This is a genomic window from Amycolatopsis sp. GM8, assembly GCF_021653975.1.
In the GTDB taxonomy this organism is placed as follows: Bacteria; Actinomycetota; Actinomycetes; order Mycobacteriales; family Pseudonocardiaceae; genus Amycolatopsis_E.
On the sequence record NZ_JAJKFK010000006.1, the window covers coordinates 456,835 to 479,214 of the forward strand.

Sequence of the window (22,380 nt, forward strand, 5' to 3'; positions counted from 1 at the left end):
TATGAACGACGTGGTCCTGAAAAACGCCTCGATCGCCGATGGCACGGGCACTTCCGCCTTCCGCGGGCACCTCGCGATCAAGGACGGCCGCATCAGCGAGCTGTCCCTCGACGTCAAGCGGGTCCCGCCGGGCGCCGAGGTCGTCGACGTCGACGGGCTGACGGTCTGTCCTGGCTTCATCGACATGCATCCGCACTCGGACATGACCGTCATCCAGCCCGGTGACCACTCCGCGAAGCTCGCCCAAGGTGTGACCACCGAGCTGGCGGGCCAGGACGGGCTCTCCCTCGCGCCCATGCGGCGCGAGGGGGAGTTCCGGCTCCCGTTGATGGTCGAGTCGATCTACGGCCCGGTCGACGACACCGACAGCTCGTGGGAGACGGTCGGGGAGTACCTCGACGTGATCGACCGGGGTGTGCAGGCCAACCAGGCGTACGTGGTGCCGCTGAGCAACGTGCGGGGCCTCGTCATGGGCTACGACCAGCGGAAGCCCACTCCCGGGGAACTCCAGGCGATGCGGGACCTGGTGCGCACCGGGATGGCCGAAGGCGCCGTGGGCGTGTCGACCGGGCTCACCTATCCGCCCGGTTCGTTCGCCGACAAGGCCGAGCTCATCGCGATCTGCGAGGTCGTGGCGGAACTCGGCGGGTTCCACGACACGCACCAGCGCAGTTATGGCCACCTCGCGTACGAGGCGTACCAGGAGGTCGTCGAGATCTCCGAGGCCAGTGGCTGCGCGCTGCATCTGGCGCACGCCGAGATCGACTTCCCGGAGAACTTCGGCCGTGACCGCGATCTGATCCGGTTGATCGACGACGCCGGGCGGCGCGGGGTCGAGATTTCGTTCGACATCCTTCCCTATGACCAGGCCAACACCATGCTGGCGGCGATGCTGCCCAGCTGGGTGCACGCCGGTGGTCCCGAGGAAACCCTGCGTCTCCTGCGCGATCCGGACGCGAGGCGCAAGATCACGCACGAAATGGAGGTCACCGGTTCCGACGGTGCCTACGGCGTGCCGATGGGCTGGCACCTGTTCGAAATAGGGTCGAGCAAGACCGGGCAGCAGTGGGTCGGGATGCGCGTGGACGACGCGGCGGCGTCGGCCGGGCGGCCCACCGCGGAGTTCTACTTCGACCTGCTGATCGCCGACGAGCTCGACACCATGACCCTGATCCACATGGGCCATGAGCAGCATGTCGCGAACATGATGCAGCACGCGGCGTTCACGGCCGGCTCGGACGGCGCGCTGCGCGGTCAGAAGCCGCACCCTCGTGGCTGGGGCACGTTCCCGCGCTATCTGGGTCACTACGTGCGTGAGCGCGGCATCCTGCGGCTAGAGGAATGCATCGCCCACATGACCTCGGTGCCGGCGCGGGTGCTCAAGCTCAAGGACCGGGGTCTCGTCGCCGAGGGCTACGCCGCCGACCTCGTCGCGTTCGACGCCGGCACTGTCATCGACACCGCCACCTATGACAACCCGCGCACGACACCGATCGGCATCCCGCATGTCCTCGTCAACGGGGTCTTCACCGTGCGCGACGGCGTCACCTCGGAAGTCCGCGCGGGGCACGCGCTCCGGCGCGGCCGGGACACCTATCACCGGGCGGTCTGACCCACCGGCCGGCGCTCCAGTTCGCGGAGGATCGCCTGCACGACCGGACGGTCGCGGGTGGTCGTGCGGCAGATCGTGAGGATGCGGCGGTGCAGCGCGGGGTTGTCGAGGGATCGCACCGTGACGGGCGCCGCGCTGTCCGCCACCGCGAGCCGGGGCAGCAGCGTGACCCCTTGACGACGTGACACGGCTTCCACGAGCAGGAGCAGATCATCGGTCTCCCAGCGCACCCGAGGATCGAAACCGACCGCCCGGCACGCGTAGCGCACAGCGGCGCCGCAGGCCGCGGCCGACGACGGCATCACCCAGTCGGCGTCCTGCAGGTCGGTGAGCCCGAGGCGCTTGCGAGCCAGGAATCCCTTGGGGGTCACCAAAACGAGCGGCTCGGAAAGGATCTCGCGCACGTGCAGGAAGTCCGGAAAGGGGACCGGCACGTGGTCGTAGAGGTCGATCACGGCGAGGTCGTACGTGCCGTCGACGACCTTCTCGATACTCGCCACGGGCTCCTCGGCCGTGACGGACAGCTTGATCTGCGGGTGCGCGGCCCGCAGCCGTTCGGCGGCGGGCAGGACGATCGAGACCGCGGCCGACGCGATCGACGCCATCCGGACGTTGCCCGCCAGGTCGCCGCCCAGCTGGTCCATCGTGGTCCGCGTTTCCTCCAGGAGCGACAGGATCGCGCGGGCTCGCTCAACGAGGGCGTCGCCGGCGCCGGTCAGCGTGACACCCCGCGGGCCCCGGTCCAGCAGGCTCGCCCCCGTCTCGCGCTCCAGGATGCTGATCTGCTGGGACACCGCGGAAGCGGTGATCCCCATGGCACGGGCCGCGCCCGCGAGCGATCCCCGGCGGGCCACCTGGTCCAGCAGCCGGAGCCGGGTGACGTCGGGCAGTGGGCGTGGCGGCATCGGCACTCCAGACGTTAGACCAACTTATGTCAATCATAGCTACGCTATAAGCAGGAGGTTGTACGCGTGGAACGCACCATCAAGCAGGTCGCGGTGTTCGGGCTCGGCAAGGTCGGCGAGCTGGTCGCCGTCATGCTGGGCGAGTCGGGATTCAAGGTCGTCGGTTACGACGCGGCGCCCCGTGACGACCTCGGGTTCGCGGTCAAACCGCTCGACGTGCACGACGGGCAGGGGCTGCGTGCGGCCCTACGCGATGTCGACGCCGTCGTGTGCTGCCTGCCGTTCAACCTCAACATCGAGGTCGCCGAGGCCGCCTCCGACTCGGAAGTGCACTACTTCGACCTGACCGAGGACGTCCCGACGACCAACCGGGTCATCGAGCTCGCCGCCGCCAAGCCGTCTTCGGCCTTCGTGCCCCAGTGCGGTCTCGCGCCCGGCCTGATCGGCATCATCGGCGCCTCGATCGCCAGGACCTTCGACGAGATCCGCTCGATCGAGCTCACGGTCGGCGCATTGCCACAGAACCCGACGGGAATGCTCGGGTACGCGATCAACTGGTCGGCCGAGGGTGTCGTCAACGAGTACCTCAACGACTGCGAGGTCCTTCGCTCCGGCCGCCGCCAGATGGTGCCGGCCATGACCGAGCAGGAGCGCGTGCTGATCGGCGGTGTCGAGCTGGAGGCCGCGCTGACCTCCGGCGGACTCGGCACGATGTGCCAGACCTACGAGGGCTCGGTGCAGCGCCTCGACTACAAGACGCTGCGCTACCCCGGGCATTTCGACCAGATGCGGTTCCTGTTCGACGAGCTCAATCTTCGCGACCGGCGCGAGCTGGTGGGCAAGCTGCTGGTCGACGCGAAGCCCCCGGTCAGCGACGACATCGTCTACATCCATGCCGCCGTCGAGGGCGTCAAGCAGGGCGCCCCGGTGCGCGAGAACTACGTCCGCGGCTACAAGCCGCTCGAAATCTCCGGGCGCGCGTGGCGGGCGATCTCGTGGACCACCGCGGCCTCGGCCGTCAGCGTCGTGGAACTGGTCGCCGGGGGCGTGCTTCCCAGGACCGGCTTCATCCGGCAAGAGGACATCACGCTCGAACAGCTTTTCTCCACCCAGGCAGGACGCCATTTCGTTGAACAGGGACGGATCTGACATGACCGGTATCGCCACCCGCACCCAGGAAATCCTCCGGCGCCTCGGCGCCGGCGACCCCTTCGCCGACGACGGCGACCTGGTGTGCCGGTCGCCGATCGACGGCGGCGAGCTGGGCAGGCTCCGCTCACACACAGCGGAGCAGGCCGCCGACGTCATCGGCAGCGCCCACGCGGCGTTCCAGCAGTGGCGCACCGTGCCGGCGCCCGTGCGGGGGCGATTCGTCCGCGAATTGGGTGAGCTGTTGCGCGAGCACAAGGACGATCTCGGCGCCCTGGTCTCGATCGAGGCGGGCAAGATCGTCTCCGAGGGTCTCGGCGAGGTCCAGGAGATGATCGACATCTGCGATCTGGCGGTCGGGCTGTCGCGCCAGCTGCACGGCCTGACGATCGCCACCGAGCGCCCCGGCCACCGGATGATGGAGCAGTGGCACCCGCTCGGTGTCGTCGGCGTGATCTCGGCGTTCAACTTCCCCGTCGCGGTGTGGTCGTGGAATGCCGCGCTGGCGTTCGTGTGCGGCGACGCCGTGGTGTGGAAGCCCTCGGAGAAGACGATCCTCACGGCGCTCGGCTGCCAGGCGCTGCTGCTGGAGGCCGGCCGGCGCGCCGGGGTGCCGGCCGGCCTTTCCGCCGTCCTGGTCGGTGACCGCGCGATCGGTGAAGTGCTGGTCGACGACCCGCGCGTGCCGCTCGTCTCGGCGACCGGCTCGACCCGGATGGGCAAGCAGGTCGCGCCCCGGGTGGCCGCGCGGCTGGGCCGCACCCTGCTCGAATTGGGCGGCAACAACGCCGCGATCGTCGCCCCGTCGGCCGACCTCGATCTCGCGGTGCGCGGCATCGTGTTCTCCGCGGTCGGCACGGCCGGCCAGCGGTGCACGTCGCTGCGCCGGATCATCGTGCACGAGTCGATCAAGGACGACCTCGTGGCACGACTCAAGGCGGCGTACGAGACGCTGCCGATCGGCTCACCGCTGGAGTCCTCGACCCTCGTCGGGCCGCTGATCGACGAGACGGCGTTCCGCGCGTTCGGCGACGCCATCGCTGCCGCCCGGCGTGACGGTGGCGAACTCGTCCTGGGCGGCGCCCGGGCGGAGGTCGAGGGTGGCGGCTACTACGTCCACCCCGCGATCGTCGACATGCCCAAGCAGACCGAGATCGTCAAGGCCGAGACGTTCGCGCCGCTGCTCTATGTCCTGGCCTACAACGACTTCGACGAGGCGCTGCGCCTGCACAACGAGGTGCTGCAAGGCCTGTCGTCGTCGATCTTCACGCTCGATGTCCGCGAGGCCGAGACGTTCCTGTCGGTCGTGGGTTCGGACTGCGGCATCGCCAACGTCAACATCGGGCCCTCGGGTGCCGAGATCGGCGGCGCCTTCGGCGGCGAGAAGGAGACCGGCGGCGGACGCGAGTCCGGGTCGGACGCCTGGCGCGCGTACATGCGGCGGGCGACCAACACCGTCAACTACTCGACGGAACTGCCGCTCGCGCAAGGGGTCGAGTTCGGCTGAGCCAGCCCCCAGGTGACCACACGATGCGCCAGCGCCTTCGTGGCGTCGACGACGGGCAGCACCCGCGCGGCGCCACGGGCGGCCGGCGGGATCTCGGTGCAGCCTGCTATCACGGCTTCCGCCCCGTCGTCACTCAATACGCGAGCGGCCTTGGCGATGAGTGATTCGGCGACGTCGAAGTCGCGGCCGCTCTTGACCATCGCGATCGCCGTGTCGACGTAGTCGCTCTGCTGGTCGTCGCGCAGGTGCACGAGTTCGATTCCCCGGGCGGCGGCCGCGCGGTCGTACATGCCCGAGGCGTGGGTGCCGCGCGTCGCCAGGACCCCGATTCGCGTGACGGCCGGGTTCGTTTCCCGCGTGCGTGCCACCGCCAGATCGATCATGTCGAGAATGGGCGTACTGCTCGCCGCGCGGAGTTCCGCGAGATAGGCGTGCGCGGTGTTGCAGGGGATGGCGATGACCTGGGCACCGCACGCTTCGAGGGACAGCAATCCCCGGATCAGGCCGGAGACGGGGGAGGGGCCGCCTCGCAGCAGCGCCGTCGTGCGGTCCGGTGTGGTGGGATCGGCCCAGATCGCCAGGCGGACATGGTCCTGGTCCCGCGTCGCGGGGGTCAGCTCGATGACCTTCTGATAGAAATCCGCCGTCGCCAAGGGGCCCATGCCACCCAACACCCCGACCAGGGGTCGCTCGGTCATTTCGCTTTCCTCAGCTCCGGGCGATCTGGCCCCGGGCGGCCATGGCTGCGCGCACCCGTTCCTTCGCCATCTCCTGGGCGGCGTCGTGCGGCGGCAGCCGCCGGGCCAAGCTCTCGCGTACGACTGTGGCCGAGTTGTCGCGCATCTTCTTCGACACCATCGCCATCACGGTCGCGGGGTCGACGGTGAAGGGGGAGTGGCGGGCGTCCATCGAGTGCGCCGCGGCCACGACCCCGCCCGCATTGGCGATGAAATCCGGGACGAGGACGACGCCGCGTTCGAAGAGGACCTGCTTGGCGACCGGAGTAGTCGGGAGGTTGGCGCCCTCGACGATCAGCCGTGCGGTCGTGCGGGTCGCGACGTCCTTGTCGATGACGTCCTCACGCGCGGCCGGGATCAGGATGTCGGTGTCGACGCCGAGGACGACAGACGGATCGGGCTGGCCCCCGTACTCGATGACGCAGTCGTCGCCATGTGTGGCACGCAGCTGGGAGAGCTTCGCGATGTCGAGTCCGTCCGGGTCCACCACGGCCCCCCGCGCGGTCGAGACCGCGGTAACGACCGCGCCCAGCTCGGCGAGCCGCTCGGCACCCGCCTGGCCCACCGCGCCGAAGCCCTGGAGGGCGACGCGCGCGCCACGCAGTTCGAGGCCGATCTCCTGGGCGGCCGCGTCGGTGGCCTCGGCGACCCCGAATCCGGTGACGCCCAGCTGGTCATAGGGGAGACCGCCAAGGCTCGCCGGCAGCCCGACGGCGGCCCCTCGGTCGCCGAGCTCGTCGACGAAGATCGCGGCGTCCTGTTCGCTGAGACCCATGTCGAGCCCGAAGACGTACTCCGACGGGACCTCGTTCGACAGGGCACGCGCGAACGCGCGCAGGAAGGCCTCCTTGTCGGGTGCGCCGGGATCGCCGAGGATGCCGGCCTTCGCGCCGCCGTGGAACAGGTCGCAGGCGGCCCATTTCCACGTCATCGTCCGGGCGAGCCGCGCCACTTCCTGCACATCGAGGGTCGGGCTCATGCGGGTGCCGCCCTTGCCCATGCCGCGCGCGGTGTTGTCGATGACGAGGACTCCCCGCATCCCGCTACGGCGGTCGGAGACGCACACGACCTTCTCGGGTCCCCACTCGTCCATCAGTTCGAAGGTGTCCAGGGCGATCACAGGCTTTCGCTCGACGGGATCTCTTCATCCAGCCTCGGCCACCCGCGAAAGCCGGTCGAGCGCCTGAGGTCGACGGTTTGTCACGGTAGGAAAAGGATCACTGTCGCTGGGGTCGTCGCCCTCGGCCCGGTCGTGCACCAGACTGGACCGGACCAAGGAAAGGCTGAGCCATGGAAGCGATCGACGCTCACTTCGTGCGCCGGGCCGGCGAGTTGTGCAGCGGAGATACCCCCCTCGTCCTGGCGCCCCACCAGGGCAGGGAGCTGCTCGCGTACTTCGACGCGCAGGCGCTGAGCCGCCACACCGACTTCGCCGCCCGCCAGCTGCAGCCTGCCGGCCAGGCCTTCTACACGATCTCCTCCGCCGGTCACGAGTCGAACGCCGCGGTCGCCCTCGCGCTCCGGCCGACCGATCCCGCGCTCCTGCACTACCGCTCCGGTGGTTTCTACGCGGCGCGCGCGAGCCAGGTTCCCGGGGTGTCCGCCGCGGACGACATCCTCCGCGGCGCGATGTCCTCGACGGCCGACGGGATTTCCGGTGGCCGCCACAAGGTGTTCGGCAGCGTCGCGCTGAACGTGATCCCGCAGACGTCGACGATCGCCTCCCACCTGCCGAGAGCCTTCGGCGTGGCGCTGGCCATGGACAAACCCGCCCGGCGCGACTTCGAGTCCGCGTGGCCGGCGGACAGCATTGTCGTGTGCAGCTTCGGCGACGCCTCGGCCAATCACTCGACCGCCTTGGGCGCGCTCAATGCCACCGCGTACTGCGCCCATCGGCGGCTGCCGCTGCCGCTGCTGTTCGTCTGCGAGGACAACGGGATCGGCATCAGCACGCGGTCGCCGGCCGGCTGGGTCGAAAACCTGCTGCGGTCCTTCCCCGGCGTGGACTACTACCACGCTCGCGGGACGGCGCCGATCGAGTTGATGCGCACAGCCGGAGACGCCGCCGCGTACGTCCGCCAGGAGCGGCGACCCGCGATCCTGCACCTGGAGACGGTCCGTTTCATGGGCCACGCCGGGTCGGACGCCGAGATCGCCTATCGCTCGGTTCGGGACATCGAGGGCGAGTACGCGCGCGATCCCTTGCTGGCGACCGCGCAGGCATTGCTGGACGCCCGCGTCCTGACGATTCCGGAGATCATCGAGCGCTACGAGACGGCTCGCGCCACGGTGGCCGCGAGTGCCGACCGGGTGCCAAGGGAGTACCTGCGCGGCGCGGAGGAAGTCGTCGCGCCCATCGTGCACCGGGACCCGGTCGCGGTCGCGCGGCACGCCGCGCGGTCGTCCGAGGTCCGGTCCCGTGGCTTCCGGGACAAGATGCCCGAGGACGGCGGGCCACTGACGCTGGCGCAGTCGATCAATGCCGCCCTCAAGGACGTGATGGCGGCGTATCCGCAGTCGCTCGTCTTCGGCGAGGATGTAGGACGCAAGGGGGGCGTGTACGGCGTCACCCGCGGGCTGCTGAAGGCCTTCGGCCCCGATCGCGTCTTCGACACCGTGCTCGACGAGCAGACCATTCTCGGCACGGCCCTCGGAGCGTCCCTCGCGGGTTTCCTGCCCATCCCGGAGATCCAGTACCTCGCCTACCTGCACAACGCCGAGGACCAGCTCCGCGGTGAGGGCGCCACGCTCCGCTTCTTCTCGGACGGGCAGTACGAAAACGGCATGGTCGTCCGGGTGGCGGGACTCGCTTACCAGCGCGGATTCGGGGGTCACTTCCACAACGACAACTCGCTGGCGGTGCTGCGCGACATCCCCGGTCTGATCGTCGCCGTGCCGAGTCATCCGTCGTCGGCTCCGGGGTTGCTCCGGCAGTGTGCGGGCCTGGCCATGGCGGAGGGCAGGGTGTGCGTCTTCGTCGAGCCGATCGCGCTGTACCACCAGCGAGACCTGCACGACGGCGATGCGGCGTGGACTGCGTCGTACGCGCCACCGATGCAGTGGCCCGCGGACTCGTCGTCCGAGTTGGGGCATGTGAGGACCGTGCGCGACGGCGGCGATCTGCTTATCCTGACGTTCGGGAACGGGGTGCGGATGAGCCTCCTGGCCGCCGAACGCCTTGCCCGGTCGGGAATCGAGACCACGATCGTCGATCTCCAATGGCTCTCGCCGCTGCCGGTCGGCGAAATCGTCCGCATCGCCACACGCCATCCGAAGGTCCTGGTCGTCGACGAGACCCGCAAGAGCGGAGGCGTCGCGGAGTCGGTCGTGGCCACCCTGATCGACGAAGGGTACGAAGGGCGTGTCGGCCGGGTGAACAGCGTGGACAGCTTCGTCCCCTTAGGACCGTCCGCACAGCACGTCCTGCTGTCCGAGAATGACATCGTCCGGGCGGCCACCGAGCTAGGAGAAAAATGAACGCGACCAAGGCCACAGCTCCCCGTCCCCTCGATCTCGCCGGGATCGATGATCTTCTGACCCCCGAGGAGAAGGAGGTCCGCGCCTCCGTCCGCGCGATGTGCCAGGCCGAGATCCAGCCCCATGTCGCCGAATGGTTCGAGTCGGGCGAGATCCCGGATATCCGTGGCCTGGCCAAGGATCTGGGCAAGCTGGGCGTGCTCGGGATGCACCTGGAGGGCTACGGGTGCGCCGGGATGAGCGCCACCAGCTACGGATTGACCTGCGTCGAACTCGAAGCGGTCGACTCGGGCATCCGCTCGCTCGTCTCGGTCCAGGGCTCGCTCGCGATGTTCGCCATCTGGAAGTGGGCCAATGAGGAGACCAAGCAGCGCTGGCTCCCCGGGATGGCCGCCGGCGACCTGATCGGCTGTTTCGGCCTCACCGAGCCCGACCGCGGATCGGACCCCGGCAGCATGCTGACCCGCGCCCGGCGCGACGGTGGTGACTGGGTGCTCGACGGTCGCAAGATGTGGATCACCAACGGTTCGGTCGCCGACGTGGCCGTCGTGTGGGCGCAGACGGACGAGGGCATCCGGGGGTTCGCCGTCCCCACCGACAGCCCCGGATTCTCCGCGCCGATGATCAAGCACAAGCTGTCGCTGCGGGCCTCGGTCACCAGCGAACTGGTGCTCGACGGCGTCCGCGTTCCCGGCGAGTGCGCGTTCCCCGAGGTCCGGGGCCTCCGTGGGCCGCTGAGCTGCCTCAACGAGGCGCGCTACGGGATCGTGTGGGGCGCTCTCGGCGCCGCTCGTTCGTGTCTGGAGGCGGCGCTGTCCTACGCGACGGAGCGGGAGCAGTTCGGGCGGCCGATCGGGGCGTTCCAGCTGACCCAGCAGAAGCTGGCGGACATGAACCTGGAGTACGTCAAGGGCATGCTGCTCGCGCTGCACCTCGGCCGGCGCAAGGACGCCGGCACGCTGCACCCGACGCAGGTGAGCCTCGGCAAGCTCAACAACGTGCGCGAGGCGCTCGAGATCTGCCGGACGGCCCGCACCATCCTCGGCGCGAACGGGATCTCGCTGGAGTATCCCGTCATCCGCCACATGAACAACCTCGAATCCGTCCTCACCTACGAAGGGACGGTCGAGATGCACACCCTCGTCATCGGCGAGGCCATGACCGGCCTGCCGGCGTTCCGGTGACGAGCGGGCGCGAGATGTAATGAAAACTACAGCGGGAGTAGGATCTGCTACGGACACGCCCTAGACCGGGCGACGACTGGGGGGAGGGGGCCAGGTGGCCAGCGCAGACGATCTGCAGCGTCCCAGCGGCCGCGGATCGCGAACCGCTGTGCTGCCGTCGGTCGCGGACCAGGTGCGCGACCAGCTCAGTGAGCTGCGCGGCGCGGAGCTCAAGGTCGCGCGCGTACTACTCGCGGAGTACCCGGGCGCGGGCCTGGAGGCCGCCACGGAGCTCGCGGCCAAGGCGGGTGTGAGCGCTCCGACGGTGCTGCGCTTCGCGGCGCGGATCGGCTACCCCAGCTACCCCTTGCTGCAGCAGGCGATCATCCGCGAGGTGCAGGAGCAGCTGGGATCCCCGCTACGACAGCTCTCGCGCCCGGCCCAGGCCCCGGCAGGCGAAGACGTCGTCGCCGCGGCCAGTGCCGCATTGAGCGCGATCGTCGGCACGACCCTGGACCGGTTGCCGCGCGCCGAGCTGGACCGGGCCGTCGAACTCATCGTCGACCCGAGACTGTCCGTGCACACGATCGGCGGACGGTTCAGCCGCACTATGGCCACCTATCTGGCCACCCACCTGGTGCTGCTCCGGCAGAAGGTCAGCCAGTTCCCCGAAGCCGAGCTCGAACGCAAGGCCGCGCGCGTCGATCTCGGCCGCCGCGATGTCCTTGTGGTGTTCGATTTCCGGCGCTACGACGCCGATATCGTCGAGATCGCGCGAGACGCCAGTGCCCGCGGCGCGCAGGTCATCCTGTTCACCGACACCTGGATGTCACCGGCCGCCGATGTCGCCAAGGTCGTCCTGCCGGCCCAGGTCGAGGTCACCAGCCCCTTCGACTCACTGGTCGCGGCGACCGCGCTCGTCGAGCTGCTCGTGGAGGCCGTGGTGGAACGCCTCGGCAACCGCGTTCCGCAGCGCCTGTCCGACATCGAGTCCGTCGACGAGCCGTGAGCGCGCCCGCCACCCTGTAGTTGAAGTTACGGCTGGACCGATGTGCGGTCAGCTTGTTATGTTTGCATCAGCTTCGAAAGCGGATTCTCGACAGGAGAAGCGAATGCGAACTCTCAATGCTGCCGATATCGCACCCGCGGATGTGCGCGCGACCATCGCGACCCACATGCTCGCCGACGGGTACGACCTCGTTCTCGATCTCGAAGCGTCCCACGGGTCGACCCTCGTCGACGCGCGCGACGGTCGCGAGTATCTCGACCTCTTCACGTTCTTCGCCTCCTCGGCGCTTGGTATGAACCACCCGTCGCTGGTCTCGGCCGAGGCCCGGCGTGAGCTGGCCGCTGCCGCGGTGAACAAGCCGTCGAATTCCGATCTCTACACGGTGCCGATGGCCCGGTTCGTCGAGACTTTTGCCCGTGTGCTCGGTGATCCGGCGTTGCCGCACTTGTTCTTCGTCGACGGCGGCGCGCTCGCGGTGGAGAACGCCCTCAAGGTGGCGTTCGACTGGAAATCGCGGTGGAACGAGGAACACGGCCTCGACCCGGCGCTCGGCGCGAAGGTGCTGCATCTCGAGCACGCGTTCCACGGCCGGAGCGGCTACACGATGACCCTGACCAATACCGACCCGATCAAGGTGGCCCGGTTCCCGAAGTTCGACTGGCCGCGGATCCCGTCGCCGTCGATCAACGGCAATGCCGACGTCGCCGCCGCCGAGCGGGTTTCCCTTGCCGCCGCACGGGAAGCGTTCGAGGCGTCCCCGCACGACATCGCCTGTTTCATCGCCGAGCCGATCCAGGGTGAGGGCGGCGACAACCATTTCCGTCCGGAGTTCCTGCAAGCGATGCAGGCCCTGTGTCACGAATTCGACGCGCTGTTCGTCATGGACGAGGTGCAGACGGGTGTCGGCATGACCGGGACCGCCTGGGCCTACCAGCAAATGGGTATTCAGCCTGACGTCGTGGCCTTCGGCAAGAAGGCGCAGGTGTGCGGTGTCATGGCCGGCGGGCGTGTCGACGAGGTCGCGGACAACGTTTTCCACGTGTCGTCCCGCATCAATTCGACGTGGGGCGGCAACCTGACCGACATGGTTCGCGCGCGGCGCATTCTTGAGGTCATCGAGGCCGAGGGCCTGATCGCACGAGCCGCGACGCTCGGCGAGAACCTGCTACTGGAGCTCCGCGAATTGGCGCGGCGCCATTCCGTGATCACCGAGCCCCGCGGGCGCGGCCTCATGTGCGCCATCACGCTGCCCATCGCCGAACTCCGGGACGAGATCGTCCGCCGGATGCGCGACGACGAGAACACCCTGGTTCTTGCCTGCGGCGCCAGCAGTCTGCGCTTGCGGCCCGCCCTGACCGTCACCGAGGATGAACTACGCCGGGGGATCGCCGCCCTCGACCGTGTGGTGACGTCACTGGTGTAGTTGCGAGTCTTAATCTGGTGAGGTTCTTGGCTGGTGGCGCCACGCCTTGTCCGCATGCAGTTTCGTCAGCCCGCTGCGGCGCGGCCCGCGTCGAGAGCCGCAGATGCCCCGACCCCAAGCGAATGCCCCGCGAACACGATCGCGGGGAACACCACGTGGGGGTGAGTGCACGCCCCGCTCACCAGCCTTGAAAACGGCTCACTGTTTCGTCGGAAACCGCGCCCATCTCGACATCCGTCAGGGCCTGCGCGAGCAGTGCCAATGCTTGGTCGACTTCGGCCGGGGAGATGATGAGCGGCGGCGTCATTTCCAGGATGTCCGCGTCCGGTCCCACCGGGTACAGCACCAAGCCGAGTTCCCAGGCCCGGTAGCAGACTTTCGCCGCGGTGGAGCTTGGCGAGTTGCGCCCGTCGCAGGTTGTGCCCAGTTGCATACCGAGCGACAGCCCGCGACCTCGGATGTCTTCAATGGCGGGATGCTCGCTTTTCAGCTGGGTGAGGCCGGCCCTGAGCTGGGCGCCTCGTGCCGCGGCTTCGGCCGGCAGGTTTTCGTCGATGACCGTCCGGAGAACGGCATGGGCGGCGGCCGCGGTGACGGGGTTGCCCGCGGTACCCAGCATGGTGAACGCCTCGGCGGTATCGAAGACGTGCGCCGGACCCACGACCGCCGACACCGGCAGGCCACCGCCCAGCGATTTCCCGAAGGTCACGACGTCCGGGGTGATGCCATCGTGTTCGAAGGCGTGCAGCGTACCCGTCCTGCCGAGACCTACCTTGACCTCATCGCAAATGAGGAGCACACCGGCTGACGACAGTCGCTTGTGGACATCCGCCAGAAAGCCGGGTGGGGGCACGATGACACCCCCGTCGGACATCAGCGGTTCGCAGATCAACGCGGCGATGTTCTCGCCTTGCTGGTCGAGCAAGGTGTCCAGTTGGTCGAGAGCCGCTCGCGCCGTCTCGGCCGCCGACGGACCGCTCGGGTAGGGCAGCAGCGACAAGTCACTGTCGGGGTGACCGCCCGCATCCACGATGAGCCCGGAGAACTGGCTGGATCCCGCGAGACCTCCGTGGTATGAGCCGTGAAAGGCGATCACCCCGGACCGGCCCGTGCTGTGCCGGATCGTGCGGACGGCGGCCTCGTTGGCATCGGAACCGCTGTGCCCCAGGTAAACGCGGCGCTCACCGGTGCCGGGTGTACAGGCCAGCAACGCCTCGGCGAGCTGCACGGCTTCGACATTGCACGTCGACACCAGGCCGACCCCGGCCATCTGTGACATCGCCCGCGCGACCGCGGCTTGGATCGCCGGATGGCCGTAACCCAGTGACGCGATGGCCCACGAGGCGGACAGATCGAGGAGTCTGCGCCCGCCTTCTTCGACGAGCCAGCAACCCTCGCCGGCGACAACGGTGAGCGGGAAAAAACGCAGCCGTTGCGTAGCCGCCAGCACGGCTTGCTCGCGTTCGTACAGCGGCGACACCATCAACTCCTCAGATCGGCACAATAGCGCGGTTTTCAGGCCCCGAGAGCGAGAATCGCGTTGATTTCCACGAGCTGGCCCGGGAAGGCGAGCGCGGCCACTCCGCAGATCGTGCTGGCCGGCCGGTGTTCTCCGTAGTAAGCGGCGTGCAGTGCGGAAAAGTCGTTGAACCAGACCGGCAGGTCGACGACCACCGTGAAGTCCTGCACGATGTGCTGCCTTCCCGCGCCGTAATGCGCCAAAACGCGGTCGATATTCGCGAAGGTGCGCTCGACCTGATCGGCGAAGCTGCCCTCGACGAAATTCCCGTCGTCGTCCCACGCCAGCTGGCCCGACACGTAAACAGTGTCACCCACTCGGCGACTTTGACAATATCCGTAGGCACTTTCGGCCTCGAAACCGAAAGTGTGTGCACTGGCGTCGGTCATTACTCTCTCCTGAAGTTGTCGCGAGCCTAGACCATGGACTGTTTTGTACGCTACACTATTCCGGTCCAACACGTTAGATGTAACGATAACGTCATCAGTCGTCCGACCCCGGGGTGCCCTATGACCGTTCCTGTCAGCTCGTCACCGGCCACGACCTGGGATCGCGCGCGGCGCGTGATGCCGGGCGGCGCGTCGTCCGGTCATCGCGTCGGCTGGGACCAGGTTTTCGTCAGATCCTCCGGTGCCCATCTGTGGGACGAAACCGGCCGCGAGTATCTCGACTTCCTGTGCGCCTGGGGACCCATCGTCTTGGGGCACTCGGATCGCAGGGTGAACGAAGCGGTACTCGCGGCGACCAATACCTGCGACCTCACCGGGGTGGGTCCGCAACTGGGCGAGGTCCAGCTCGCCGAAACGGTGTGCTCGTTGCTGCCGTCCGCGCAGAAGGTGGCTTTCTGCACGTCCGGGACCGACGCGGCGATGCACGCCGCGCACGTTGCCCGGGCCTTGACCGGCCGGCGGAAGCTGCTCAAGTTCCACGGCTCCTACCACGGCTGGAGCGATCATCTGGCGGTCGGCTGCGCCCGCAACGGCGTCACCGCCGACACCCCGCTCGGCAGCCCGAACGGGGGCGGGCTGCACCCGCAGATGCTCGCGGACATCGTCGTCGTGGAATGGAATGATTTCGCCGGCCTCGAAGCCGCTTTCGCCGAGCATGGTGACAGCTTGGCCGCAGTGTTCGCCGAAGGTTACATTCACAGCTTCGGCTGCGTGCCGGCGGCGCCGGGATTCCTCGAACGGATTCGCGCGCTGTGCGATCGTCAGGGAACCGTCTTCGTCATGGATGAGGTCAAGACGGGATTCCGGTCCGCATTGGGTGGTTATCAATCGATCTGCGGCGTGACGCCCGATTTGACGATCTTCGGGAAATCCATTGCCAATGGTTACTCCCTGGCCGGTATGGCGGGAAGCGACGAGGCAATGCGGTACGTCGGCGCTTACGATACGCAGCACGCAACGGTGGATGGCACCTACAACGCCTCGCCGTACGCGATCGCGGCGGCCAACAAGACGCTGGAGATCATGCGGACCGAGGACGTCGTCAACCGGCTGTACGCGCTCGGGGACCGGCTGCGATCGAAGATCCAAGCCGCGATCGACGACACGGGTGCCCAGGCGGTGGTCACCGGCCTCGGGTCGCAATGGGCCGTGTACTTCACCGACGAGGCGCCGCGGAACTTCCGGCAGGCATTGCGTTCCGACACTCGCAGGTATTCGGCCTACCAATCGACCCTGCTGGCCGGTGGGGTCCTTGAGACTGTGGCCACCGCATCGGATCGACGCCTGTGTGCGGCGACGACGGAGGAGGACATCGATCGCGTCGCGGAGGTGTACCACGCCGCGATGGCCGCGACGGTGTCCTGATGTGGTGGCCCCTGAGTGGCCTTCCGGTAAGGGCTACCGGTCGAGTAGCCGGACGCCGCGGCGATCGCGGGCGAACGTCTCCGCGGACTTCCGCATTGCGGTCTCGAAGACGTCGACGAGTTCGTCCGGTGTGGACGGAGCCGATGCCACCAGTACCTCGCGAGCGGCCGGTGTACCGCTCAGGAGTGCCGCTGACAGGCCGCGTTGTGGCTGGTACGCCATCGCCGGGATCAGGGCGGTGCCCAGCCCGCTGGCGACCAGCCCCTGGATCACCGCGTAGTTGTTGCTGCGGTAGCTCACCATCGGGTCGAACCCGGCCGCGCGGCAGAGCTGGCGCAGCGTCGCGGCGCCCGAGGTGTCTTCCCTGGTCGAAATCCAGGTCGCCTCCAGTAGGCTGGTCAGCTCGACCGGTTCGCACGGTTCGGTGTGGGCCCGGATCAGCAGCAGGTCCTCGACCAGCAGCGGACGGAGCCTGATGGTCCGCGGCCAGCGCGACGCCACGCCCCGGTACCGGTAGAGCAGTGCCACGTCGATCTCGCGACGTTCCAGCATGGGCACCAGGGACGCCGGTTCGTCCTCGTCGAGATGAACGTCCAGCCGCGGGCTCACTCGCCGCAGCCGGGTGAGCCCGGCCGGAAGCAACTGTTCGCTCGCGGTCGGGAAACTGCCGATGCGAAGCCGGCCGAGGCGACCTGTTGTGATCCGCTCGATGTCGTCCGCCAAACCCTGGAGGGCGCCGAGCGCGCCGGCCGAGCGGTTCACGATCTCGACCGCCGCTGGCGTCGGGCGGACGCTGTGAGCGTCCCGTTCGAACAGGGTGACCTTCAGCTGGCGCTCCAGGGCGGACATCTGTTGCGACACCGCGGAACCGGTGTAGCCGAGCTGGCGAGCGGCATCGGCGAACGAGCCGAACCGCAGCACGGTCGTCAAGGTCTGGAGGTGGACCGGGTTCAGCATGAACGCTCCTAGCCGAGGTGCCAAGGATTGATGGTGACGGCGCCCGTGCTGGCGCCGTGGGCATTGAGCAGGCGTCCGTAGAGTTTGTACTGCCGCAGCACGATCCGCCGGTCGAGTATCCGCACGGCGGGGAATCTGGTGAGGATCCGGGTGGCGATCTCGTGGCTGTCTTCGGCCGAATGAAGTCCGACCGAGACCGTGAGATTGGCGGTCCCGGAGACGCCGACGCAGGTGCGGGTTTCCCGCCAGGTGGCCAGTTTGGCGCCGATGGCGTCGACGTCGTGGTCGGGGACGCTGAGGTAGAAGATCGCGCCGGAATGCCAGCCGGCTCGCCCGCGGGCGAGGTCACAGCGGATGGTCATGTAGCCGGCGTTGATGAGCCGGGTGATGCGGCGTTGCACGGTGCGCGGACTGAGATCGAGGTCCCGGGCCAGGGTCGTGACCTCGGCGCGGCCGTCGTGGCTCAGCAGCGTGAAAAGGGTTTTGTCGGTCTGGTCGAAAGGGCGGTGGGACTCGGGTTCGGCATGAGTGTCCACAATGGCCGCCGCGTCGTCCCGGGCGAGGGCTTGCAGGCGCCACTGCAGCGCGGTGGCGAACGCGCTCGTGGCCAGCTGGGTTCGCACGGACCGGATACCCGGGGCGACCGGAAGTTCTTGGAGCAGATAGGTCGACAGGGCCGCGGCGGTGGGAGACCAGATGAGTGCGCGGAGATTGTGCGAGCCGGTGACGTGTTCGAGCGTCATGATGTGGGGCTGTTGCTGCAGCCAGGCAATGGCTTCCTGGGCGCGACCGGGTTCGCAGTCGAGTTCGAGGAACCCCAGGCGAATGATCTCCAGCAGCCGCGGCCCGAGTGCGGCGGTGGTCCAGGCGAGACCGGCGTCCTGCAGGTGCTGCCAGCGGCGCGCCACAGTGGTCGCGCTGACGCCGAGGACGGTGCTCAGCCGGGACCAGCTGGCGCGCGGATTGATCTGGATCGCGTTGATCAGCGCGAGGTCGGCCTCGCTGAGGAGCTGGTCGTCGCTGCTGCCGGTTTCCTGCAACCTGATGCCCTTCATGCTTGAATCGTGCATCTTCGGCCAGAGTAATACACCGACCCAATACTGGCGGGAACAAAATCTCGCCGGCGGAAAGGCCGAATATGGCGTCCCGGAGAATCACCGTCACAGCAACGGGAGACAGCTTCATCACCCGTCGATTGGTGCGCACCGTTCCGTCCACCGTCGAGCTGTCGCGCCTGATCAGTGCCGCGGACGTCAGGTTCACCAACTTCGAAGTGACCGCGCACGACGGGGCGGGTTATCCCGCCGCGGTCAGCGGCGGCACCTGGGCGATGGCGGCACCGGAGGTGATCGGCGATTTGCAGGTGCTCGGATTCAATCTGGTCTCGACCGCGAACAATCACGCCCTGGACTACTCCACGGGCGGGCTGCTCGCGACGGACGACAATTTGTCCCGGGCGGGCCTGGCTCATGCCGGGGCCGGGGCGAACCTGGCTGCCGCTTGTGCACCGGTGTTCGTCGAGACCGAGCGCGGGCGCGTCGGGATGGTCGCGGCGACCAGCACGTTCGACAAGTCGTGGGTCGCCGGCGATCAGCGCCCGGATCTGCAAGGGCGCCCGGGCCTGAACGTGCTGCATCACAAGGTGGCGCACAAGGTGTCTTCGGCGCAGCTGGCCACCTTGCGGCAGATCCTCGAGGACACGAGCATCAATGCCACGTACGACCGTTCGGTCGCAACGGGGTTCGTCGTGCCCGTGGAGGATCCGAACGCAGTTCTGGTCGGTGGCCACCTGTTCGTCGATGACACCGACCCGCGGCCCACCTCGACCGCCGATACCAAGGATGTCGCCCGGATCGTGCGGTCGATCGAACGAGCCCGTGGCGAAGCCGACTACGTGCTGGTGAGTTTGCACAATCACGAAATGCTCGGGTCCGATCTGGAGCGGCCCGCCGAGTTCGCGGAGAAGTTCGCCCGGGACTGCATCGACGCCGGCGCGGACGCGGTGATCGGGCACGGCCCGCACATCCTGCGGGGCATCGAGATCTACCGGGGCAAGCCGATCTTCTACAGCCTCGGCAACTTCATCTTCGAAAGCGATTCCGTGGCCCACCTGCCGGCGGATTTCTTCGCCGCCTACGGTCTGACCCACCACGACGACACGTTCCAGGCGTTGCGCGAGCGAAGCCGGAACTGGACCCGGGGATTCTCGGCCCAGCCCGAGATCTGGTCCTCGGTCGTCGCGAAGTGGACGGTCGAGGACGACGGCGCGATCGAGATCCGGCTGCACCCGATCGACCTCGGCCACACCGAGCCGCACTATCGCCGTGGCGAACCCCGGCTGACCGGCGACACCACCGCAATCGAGAAGCTGCAAGAACTCTCCGCACCGTATGGCACCCGCATCGACATCGAGGCCGGTGTGGGCGTGATCCGCATCGGCCCGCGGGATCAGGCGCCCGCGGGGGAACGTGCCGCGCTGCGCGCGAGCGTGTGAGACGACCAGAAAAACCCCGAGCTGAAAGGAGGACCGAGTGATCAGATGGCAACGATGGGTCGCGACGTCGGCCGCGATCGTGCTGGCCGTGGCGCTGAGTGGGTGCGGGGCGCTGGCCGCGCGCACCCATTCCGATCAGGAACTGCACGTGGCACTGGGAGCCCAGCCGACGACGCTGGACGAGCAGATGACCACCGCCGAACCGACGAAGTACGTCATGCGTAACGTGTTCGAAACCCTCGTCACCACCGACGCGGACAACAAGGTCGTCCCGATGCTGGCCAGCGCGATCACCGAGAGCGCGGACCGCACGAGCTACCGTTTCGACCTGCGCCGCGGCGTCCACTTTCACAACGGCGCCGAGATGACCTCGGCGGACGTCGTGGCATCGATGACCCGGTGGCTGAAACTGAGTCCCGCCGCCAAAAGCGTTCTGGGCAAGGATGCGACCTTCGTCGCCGACGGCCCATACGCCGTCGTGTTGAAGATGAAAGCGCCGGCGGTCGGCGCGCTCGGGGTGATGGCCACCCACAAACAGTTCCCCGCGATCATGCCGGCGGCCATCGCCCAGAACGCCGCACCGACCGGCGTCACCTCGTTCATCGGGACCGGGCCCTACAAGCTCGTGGAGTGGAAGAAGGACGCCTCCATCCACCTGACCAAGTTCGACGGCTACTCGGCGCGTTCCGAAGCTCCCTCTGGTTTCGCGGGGCGGCGGGACGCGCTGATCCGAGACGTCTACTTCGACATCGTCACCGACCCGTCCACCCAACTGGCCGGGTTGCAGACCGGGAAGTACGACATCCTGGCCAGCGCCAGCTACGACACGTACGACTGGCTGAAGAACGGCAAGGATTTCACCGTCACCAGCTACAACGACGGTGATGTCGTCTTCGCCTTCAATATCAAGAACGGCGTCTTCGACACCCCGCAGAAACGGCAGGCGGTCCAACTCGGCGTGAACTCCAGCGACATCATGAACGTCGCGTTCGCCGACAAGGACGTGTACGACCTGAAAGCCGGCTACATGTCGGTCGACCAACCCGACTGGTACACCAACGACGGTGCCGATACCTACAACCAGGGCGACACGGCCCGGGCGGGGAAGATGCTGCGGGAAGCCGGCTATCACGGCGAGCCGGTCACGTTGCTGACGGTGAACGACGACCCGTTCCAGTACAAGTCAGCGGTCGTTCTGCAGCAGCAGCTGAAGGAAATGGGCGTGAACGTCACGCTGCGCACCGGGGATTGGGCCACCTACAGTGCTCTGTCCCTCGACCCGAAGGGCTACGACATCACGACCGCCGGGATCACGACGGTGTCCGACCCCACTCAGCTGTCCTACCTCGGCGACAGCTGGCCGGTCTACGCGCAATCCCCGGTCGTCGCGGATGCCTTCACGAAGATCCAGCGCTCGGCGGACCTCAAGGACGCGCGGGATATCTGGGTGAACACCCAGAAGTACCTGCGTGAGGACTATGTGCCGGTGATCATGGCCGGTGAGTTCAAGGGCGTCTCGGCAGCCAACAAAGACGTCCACGGTTTCACCACCAAGGACGGACCGATCATCTGGAACACCACGCTCGGAGATCACTGATGCCGGCTTATATTCTTCGGCGCTTCGCCGCGCTCATCCCGGTGCTGTTGACCGTGTTCACCGCCGTCTTCCTGGTCGTGCACCTGGCGCCGGGCTCGCCGGCGTCGGTCATCCTCGGCCAGGAAGCGACGCCTCAGCAGATCACTCAATTGAACAGCGACCTCGGGCTCGATCAGCCGCTGTGGCAGCAATACGCGACCTGGATCGGCCATGCCGTCACCGGTGATCTGGGCCAGTCGTATTTCCTGGACGCGCCTGTCCTGTCGACCATCGTGGACCACGTGCCGCCCACCCTGTCGCTGGCCCTGATCGCGGAGATCATCGGTATCGGCGTCGCGATCCCACTGGGGATCATCGCCGCCACCCGCCGTGGATCGCTGCTGGACCGGGTGATCCTGAACGGCTCACTGGTCGGGATCTCGGTGCCGAGTTTCCTGCTCGCGCTGTTCCTGCTGCTGGTCTTCGGGGTGTGGCTGCGGGTGCTCCCGGTCGGCGGCTACGAGCCGTTGTCATCGGGATTCTTCACCTGGTTGTCCTACCTGATTCTTCCCGGTATCGCGCTGGGCGGGATGCAGGCCGCACTGATCACCCGCATGGCCCGGTCCTCGGTCCTCGAAGTCCTGGGCCAGGAATACATCAAGGTCGCCAAGGCCAAAGGCCTGCGCACGCGGGTGGTGGTGCTCAAACACGCGCTGCGCAACGCTTTCCTGCCCGTGCTCACCATCCTCGGGCAAGGGCTGGGTTCCCTGATCACCGGGGCGGTGGTGACCGAGACGATCTTCACCATCCCCGGGATCGGCACGCTCGTGGTCAACTCCGTGCTGCACCGTGACTTTCCCGTCGTGCAGGGCACGGTGCTGTTCACGACCGTGATCTTCGTGCTGGTGAACCTGATCGTCGACCTCCTCTACGGCGTGTTCGACCCCCGCGTGAAATTGCCGAGCAAACGATGAGGCAACAGATGCAGAACAATCAACAGCCCCCACCCACTCCAGCCGCGGCCACCCCGGCAGCGGA

At 67.7% G+C, this 22,380-nt stretch carries 18 protein-coding genes; 11 read left to right on the plus strand and 7 right to left on the minus strand.

Translation table 11 applies throughout. The annotated features are described in order from the left end of the window. Position 1: 1 nt before the first annotated feature. Complete coding sequence (locus LOZ83_RS28465; protein WP_236794780.1) at positions 2 to 1,612, plus strand: amidohydrolase family protein; 1,611 nt, start codon at positions 2 to 4, stop codon at positions 1,610 to 1,612. Here LOZ83_RS28465 and LOZ83_RS28470 read toward each other — a convergent pair. After that, entirely contained in the window at positions 1,597 to 2,517 is a 921-nt protein-coding gene (locus tag LOZ83_RS28470; RefSeq protein ID WP_236794781.1) for a LysR family transcriptional regulator, read from the minus strand. The genes LOZ83_RS28465 and LOZ83_RS28470 overlap by 16 nt on opposite strands. Before the next feature lie 66 nt (positions 2,518 to 2,583). On the opposite strand from LOZ83_RS28470, the gene LOZ83_RS28475 reads away from it, so the two are divergent. Continuing rightward, positions 2,584 to 3,666, plus strand: coding sequence for a saccharopine dehydrogenase family protein (locus LOZ83_RS28475; RefSeq protein ID WP_236794782.1), 1,083 nt, complete (start codon positions 2,584 to 2,586; stop codon positions 3,664 to 3,666). A gap of 1 nt (position 3,667) precedes the next feature. After that, the gene (locus LOZ83_RS28480; protein ID WP_236794783.1) at positions 3,668 to 5,173 is read left to right on the plus strand and encodes an aldehyde dehydrogenase family protein; all 1,506 of its coding nucleotides are present in this window, start codon (positions 3,668 to 3,670) and stop codon (positions 5,171 to 5,173) included. On the opposite strand, the gene LOZ83_RS28485 is transcribed toward LOZ83_RS28480, so the two are convergent. Next, positions 5,128 to 5,871 (minus strand): aspartate/glutamate racemase family protein, encoded by a 744-nt coding sequence (locus tag LOZ83_RS28485; protein WP_236794784.1) that lies wholly within the window; start codon positions 5,869 to 5,871, stop codon positions 5,128 to 5,130. The genes LOZ83_RS28480 and LOZ83_RS28485 overlap by 46 nt on opposite strands. A 10-nt stretch (positions 5,872 to 5,881) precedes the next feature. Then, on the minus strand, positions 5,882 to 7,003 hold the full coding sequence (locus LOZ83_RS28490; RefSeq protein ID WP_236794785.1) for a Glu/Leu/Phe/Val dehydrogenase: 1,122 nt from the start codon (positions 7,001 to 7,003) through the stop codon (positions 5,882 to 5,884). A 197-nt stretch (positions 7,004 to 7,200) separates the two neighbouring features. On the opposite strand from LOZ83_RS28490, the gene LOZ83_RS28495 reads away from it, so the two are divergent. From LOZ83_RS28495 to lat, 4 genes are all read left to right on the plus strand, one after another. Continuing rightward, positions 7,201 to 9,387: a thiamine pyrophosphate-dependent enzyme gene (locus LOZ83_RS28495; RefSeq protein WP_236794786.1), complete on the plus strand. Its 2,187-nt coding sequence runs from the start codon at positions 7,201 to 7,203 to the stop codon at positions 9,385 to 9,387. Next, entirely contained in the window at positions 9,384 to 10,571 is a 1,188-nt protein-coding gene (locus LOZ83_RS28500) for an acyl-CoA dehydrogenase family protein (protein ID WP_236794787.1), read from the plus strand. Before LOZ83_RS28495 ends, LOZ83_RS28500 begins: the two co-directional genes overlap by 4 nt. Before the next feature lie 94 nt (positions 10,572 to 10,665). Beyond that, entirely contained in the window at positions 10,666 to 11,559 is an 894-nt protein-coding gene (locus LOZ83_RS28505) for a MurR/RpiR family transcriptional regulator (protein ID WP_236794788.1), read from the plus strand. A 40-nt stretch (positions 11,560 to 11,599) separates the two neighbouring features. After that, a complete protein-coding gene (gene lat, locus LOZ83_RS28510; RefSeq protein WP_236794789.1) occupies positions 11,600 to 12,982 on the plus strand; it encodes an L-lysine 6-transaminase in 1,383 nt (460 codons plus the stop codon). Positions 12,983 to 13,160: 178 nt separating this feature from the next. Here lat and LOZ83_RS28515 read toward each other — a convergent pair whose 3' ends face one another. Both LOZ83_RS28515 and LOZ83_RS28520 read right to left on the minus strand, forming a co-directional pair. Next, on the minus strand, positions 13,161 to 14,465 hold the full coding sequence (locus LOZ83_RS28515; RefSeq protein ID WP_236794790.1) for an aspartate aminotransferase family protein: 1,305 nt from the start codon (positions 14,463 to 14,465) through the stop codon (positions 13,161 to 13,163). Between the two features lie 32 nt (positions 14,466 to 14,497). Then, entirely contained in the window at positions 14,498 to 14,890 is a 393-nt protein-coding gene (locus LOZ83_RS28520) for a RidA family protein (RefSeq protein ID WP_236794791.1), read from the minus strand. A gap of 33 nt (positions 14,891 to 14,923) precedes the next feature. Here LOZ83_RS28520 and LOZ83_RS28525 point away from each other — a divergent pair, with 33 nt between their 5' ends. Continuing rightward, positions 14,924 to 16,315, plus strand: coding sequence for an aspartate aminotransferase family protein (locus tag LOZ83_RS28525; protein WP_236794792.1), 1,392 nt, complete (start codon positions 14,924 to 14,926; stop codon positions 16,313 to 16,315). A gap of 33 nt (positions 16,316 to 16,348) precedes the next feature. Here the strand turns inward: LOZ83_RS28525 and LOZ83_RS28530 are convergent, their stop codons facing one another. Both LOZ83_RS28530 and LOZ83_RS28535 read right to left on the minus strand, forming a co-directional pair. After that, the gene (locus LOZ83_RS28530; RefSeq protein ID WP_236794793.1) at positions 16,349 to 17,272 is read right to left on the minus strand and encodes a LysR family transcriptional regulator; all 924 of its coding nucleotides are present in this window, start codon (positions 17,270 to 17,272) and stop codon (positions 16,349 to 16,351) included. A gap of 8 nt (positions 17,273 to 17,280) precedes the next feature. Then, complete coding sequence (locus tag LOZ83_RS28535; RefSeq protein WP_236794794.1) at positions 17,281 to 18,327, minus strand: Lrp/AsnC family transcriptional regulator; 1,047 nt, start codon at positions 18,325 to 18,327, stop codon at positions 17,281 to 17,283. Between the two features lie 83 nt (positions 18,328 to 18,410). Between LOZ83_RS28535 and LOZ83_RS28540 the strand changes: the two genes are divergently transcribed. The 3 genes from LOZ83_RS28540 to LOZ83_RS28550 are packed head-to-tail and all read left to right on the plus strand — an operon-like array spanning position 18,411 to position 22,316. Continuing rightward, a complete protein-coding gene (locus LOZ83_RS28540) occupies positions 18,411 to 19,766 on the plus strand; it encodes a CapA family protein (protein ID WP_236794795.1) in 1,356 nt (451 codons plus the stop codon). 37 nt (positions 19,767 to 19,803) lie between these two features. Next, positions 19,804 to 21,363, plus strand: coding sequence for an ABC transporter substrate-binding protein (locus tag LOZ83_RS28545; protein ID WP_236794796.1), 1,560 nt, complete (start codon positions 19,804 to 19,806; stop codon positions 21,361 to 21,363). Next, the gene (locus tag LOZ83_RS28550) at positions 21,363 to 22,316 is read left to right on the plus strand and encodes an ABC transporter permease (RefSeq protein WP_236794797.1); all 954 of its coding nucleotides are present in this window, start codon (positions 21,363 to 21,365) and stop codon (positions 22,314 to 22,316) included. The genes LOZ83_RS28545 and LOZ83_RS28550 overlap by 1 nt, the downstream gene beginning before the upstream one ends. The last annotated feature ends 64 nt before the right edge of the window (positions 22,317 to 22,380 follow it).

Coding starts and splice junctions, on each gene's coding strand:
- LOZ83_RS28470 (WP_236794781.1), bottom strand. CDS start 2,517: ATGCCGCCACGCCCACTGCCCGACGTCACCCGGCTCCGGCTGCTGGAC.
- LOZ83_RS28490 (WP_236794785.1), bottom strand. CDS start 7,003: ATGGACGAGTGGGGACCCGAGAAGGTCGTGTGCGTCTCCGACCGCCGT.
- LOZ83_RS28515 (WP_236794790.1), bottom strand. CDS start 14,465: ATGGTGTCGCCGCTGTACGAACGCGAGCAAGCCGTGCTGGCGGCTACG.
- LOZ83_RS28535 (WP_236794794.1), bottom strand. CDS start 18,327: ATGAAGGGCATCAGGTTGCAGGAAACCGGCAGCAGCGACGACCAGCTC.
- LOZ83_RS28465 (WP_236794780.1), top strand. CDS start 2: ATGAACGACGTGGTCCTGAAAAACGCCTCGATCGCCGATGGCACGGGC.
- LOZ83_RS28485 (WP_236794784.1), bottom strand. CDS start 5,871: ATGACCGAGCGACCCCTGGTCGGGGTGTTGGGTGGCATGGGCCCCTTG.
- LOZ83_RS28530 (WP_236794793.1), bottom strand. CDS start 17,272: ATGCTGAACCCGGTCCACCTCCAGACCTTGACGACCGTGCTGCGGTTC.
- LOZ83_RS28495 (WP_236794786.1), top strand. CDS start 7,201: ATGGAAGCGATCGACGCTCACTTCGTGCGCCGGGCCGGCGAGTTGTGC.
- LOZ83_RS28520 (WP_236794791.1), bottom strand. CDS start 14,890: ATGACCGACGCCAGTGCACACACTTTCGGTTTCGAGGCCGAAAGTGCC.
- LOZ83_RS28540 (WP_236794795.1), top strand. CDS start 18,411: ATGGCGTCCCGGAGAATCACCGTCACAGCAACGGGAGACAGCTTCATC.
- lat (WP_236794789.1), top strand. CDS start 11,600: ATGTGCGGTCAGCTTGTTATGTTTGCATCAGCTTCGAAAGCGGATTCT.
- LOZ83_RS28525 (WP_236794792.1), top strand. CDS start 14,924: ATGGACTGTTTTGTACGCTACACTATTCCGGTCCAACACGTTAGATGT.
- LOZ83_RS28500 (WP_236794787.1), top strand. CDS start 9,384: ATGAACGCGACCAAGGCCACAGCTCCCCGTCCCCTCGATCTCGCCGGG.
- LOZ83_RS28550 (WP_236794797.1), top strand. CDS start 21,363: ATGCCGGCTTATATTCTTCGGCGCTTCGCCGCGCTCATCCCGGTGCTG.
- LOZ83_RS28480 (WP_236794783.1), top strand. CDS start 3,668: ATGACCGGTATCGCCACCCGCACCCAGGAAATCCTCCGGCGCCTCGGC.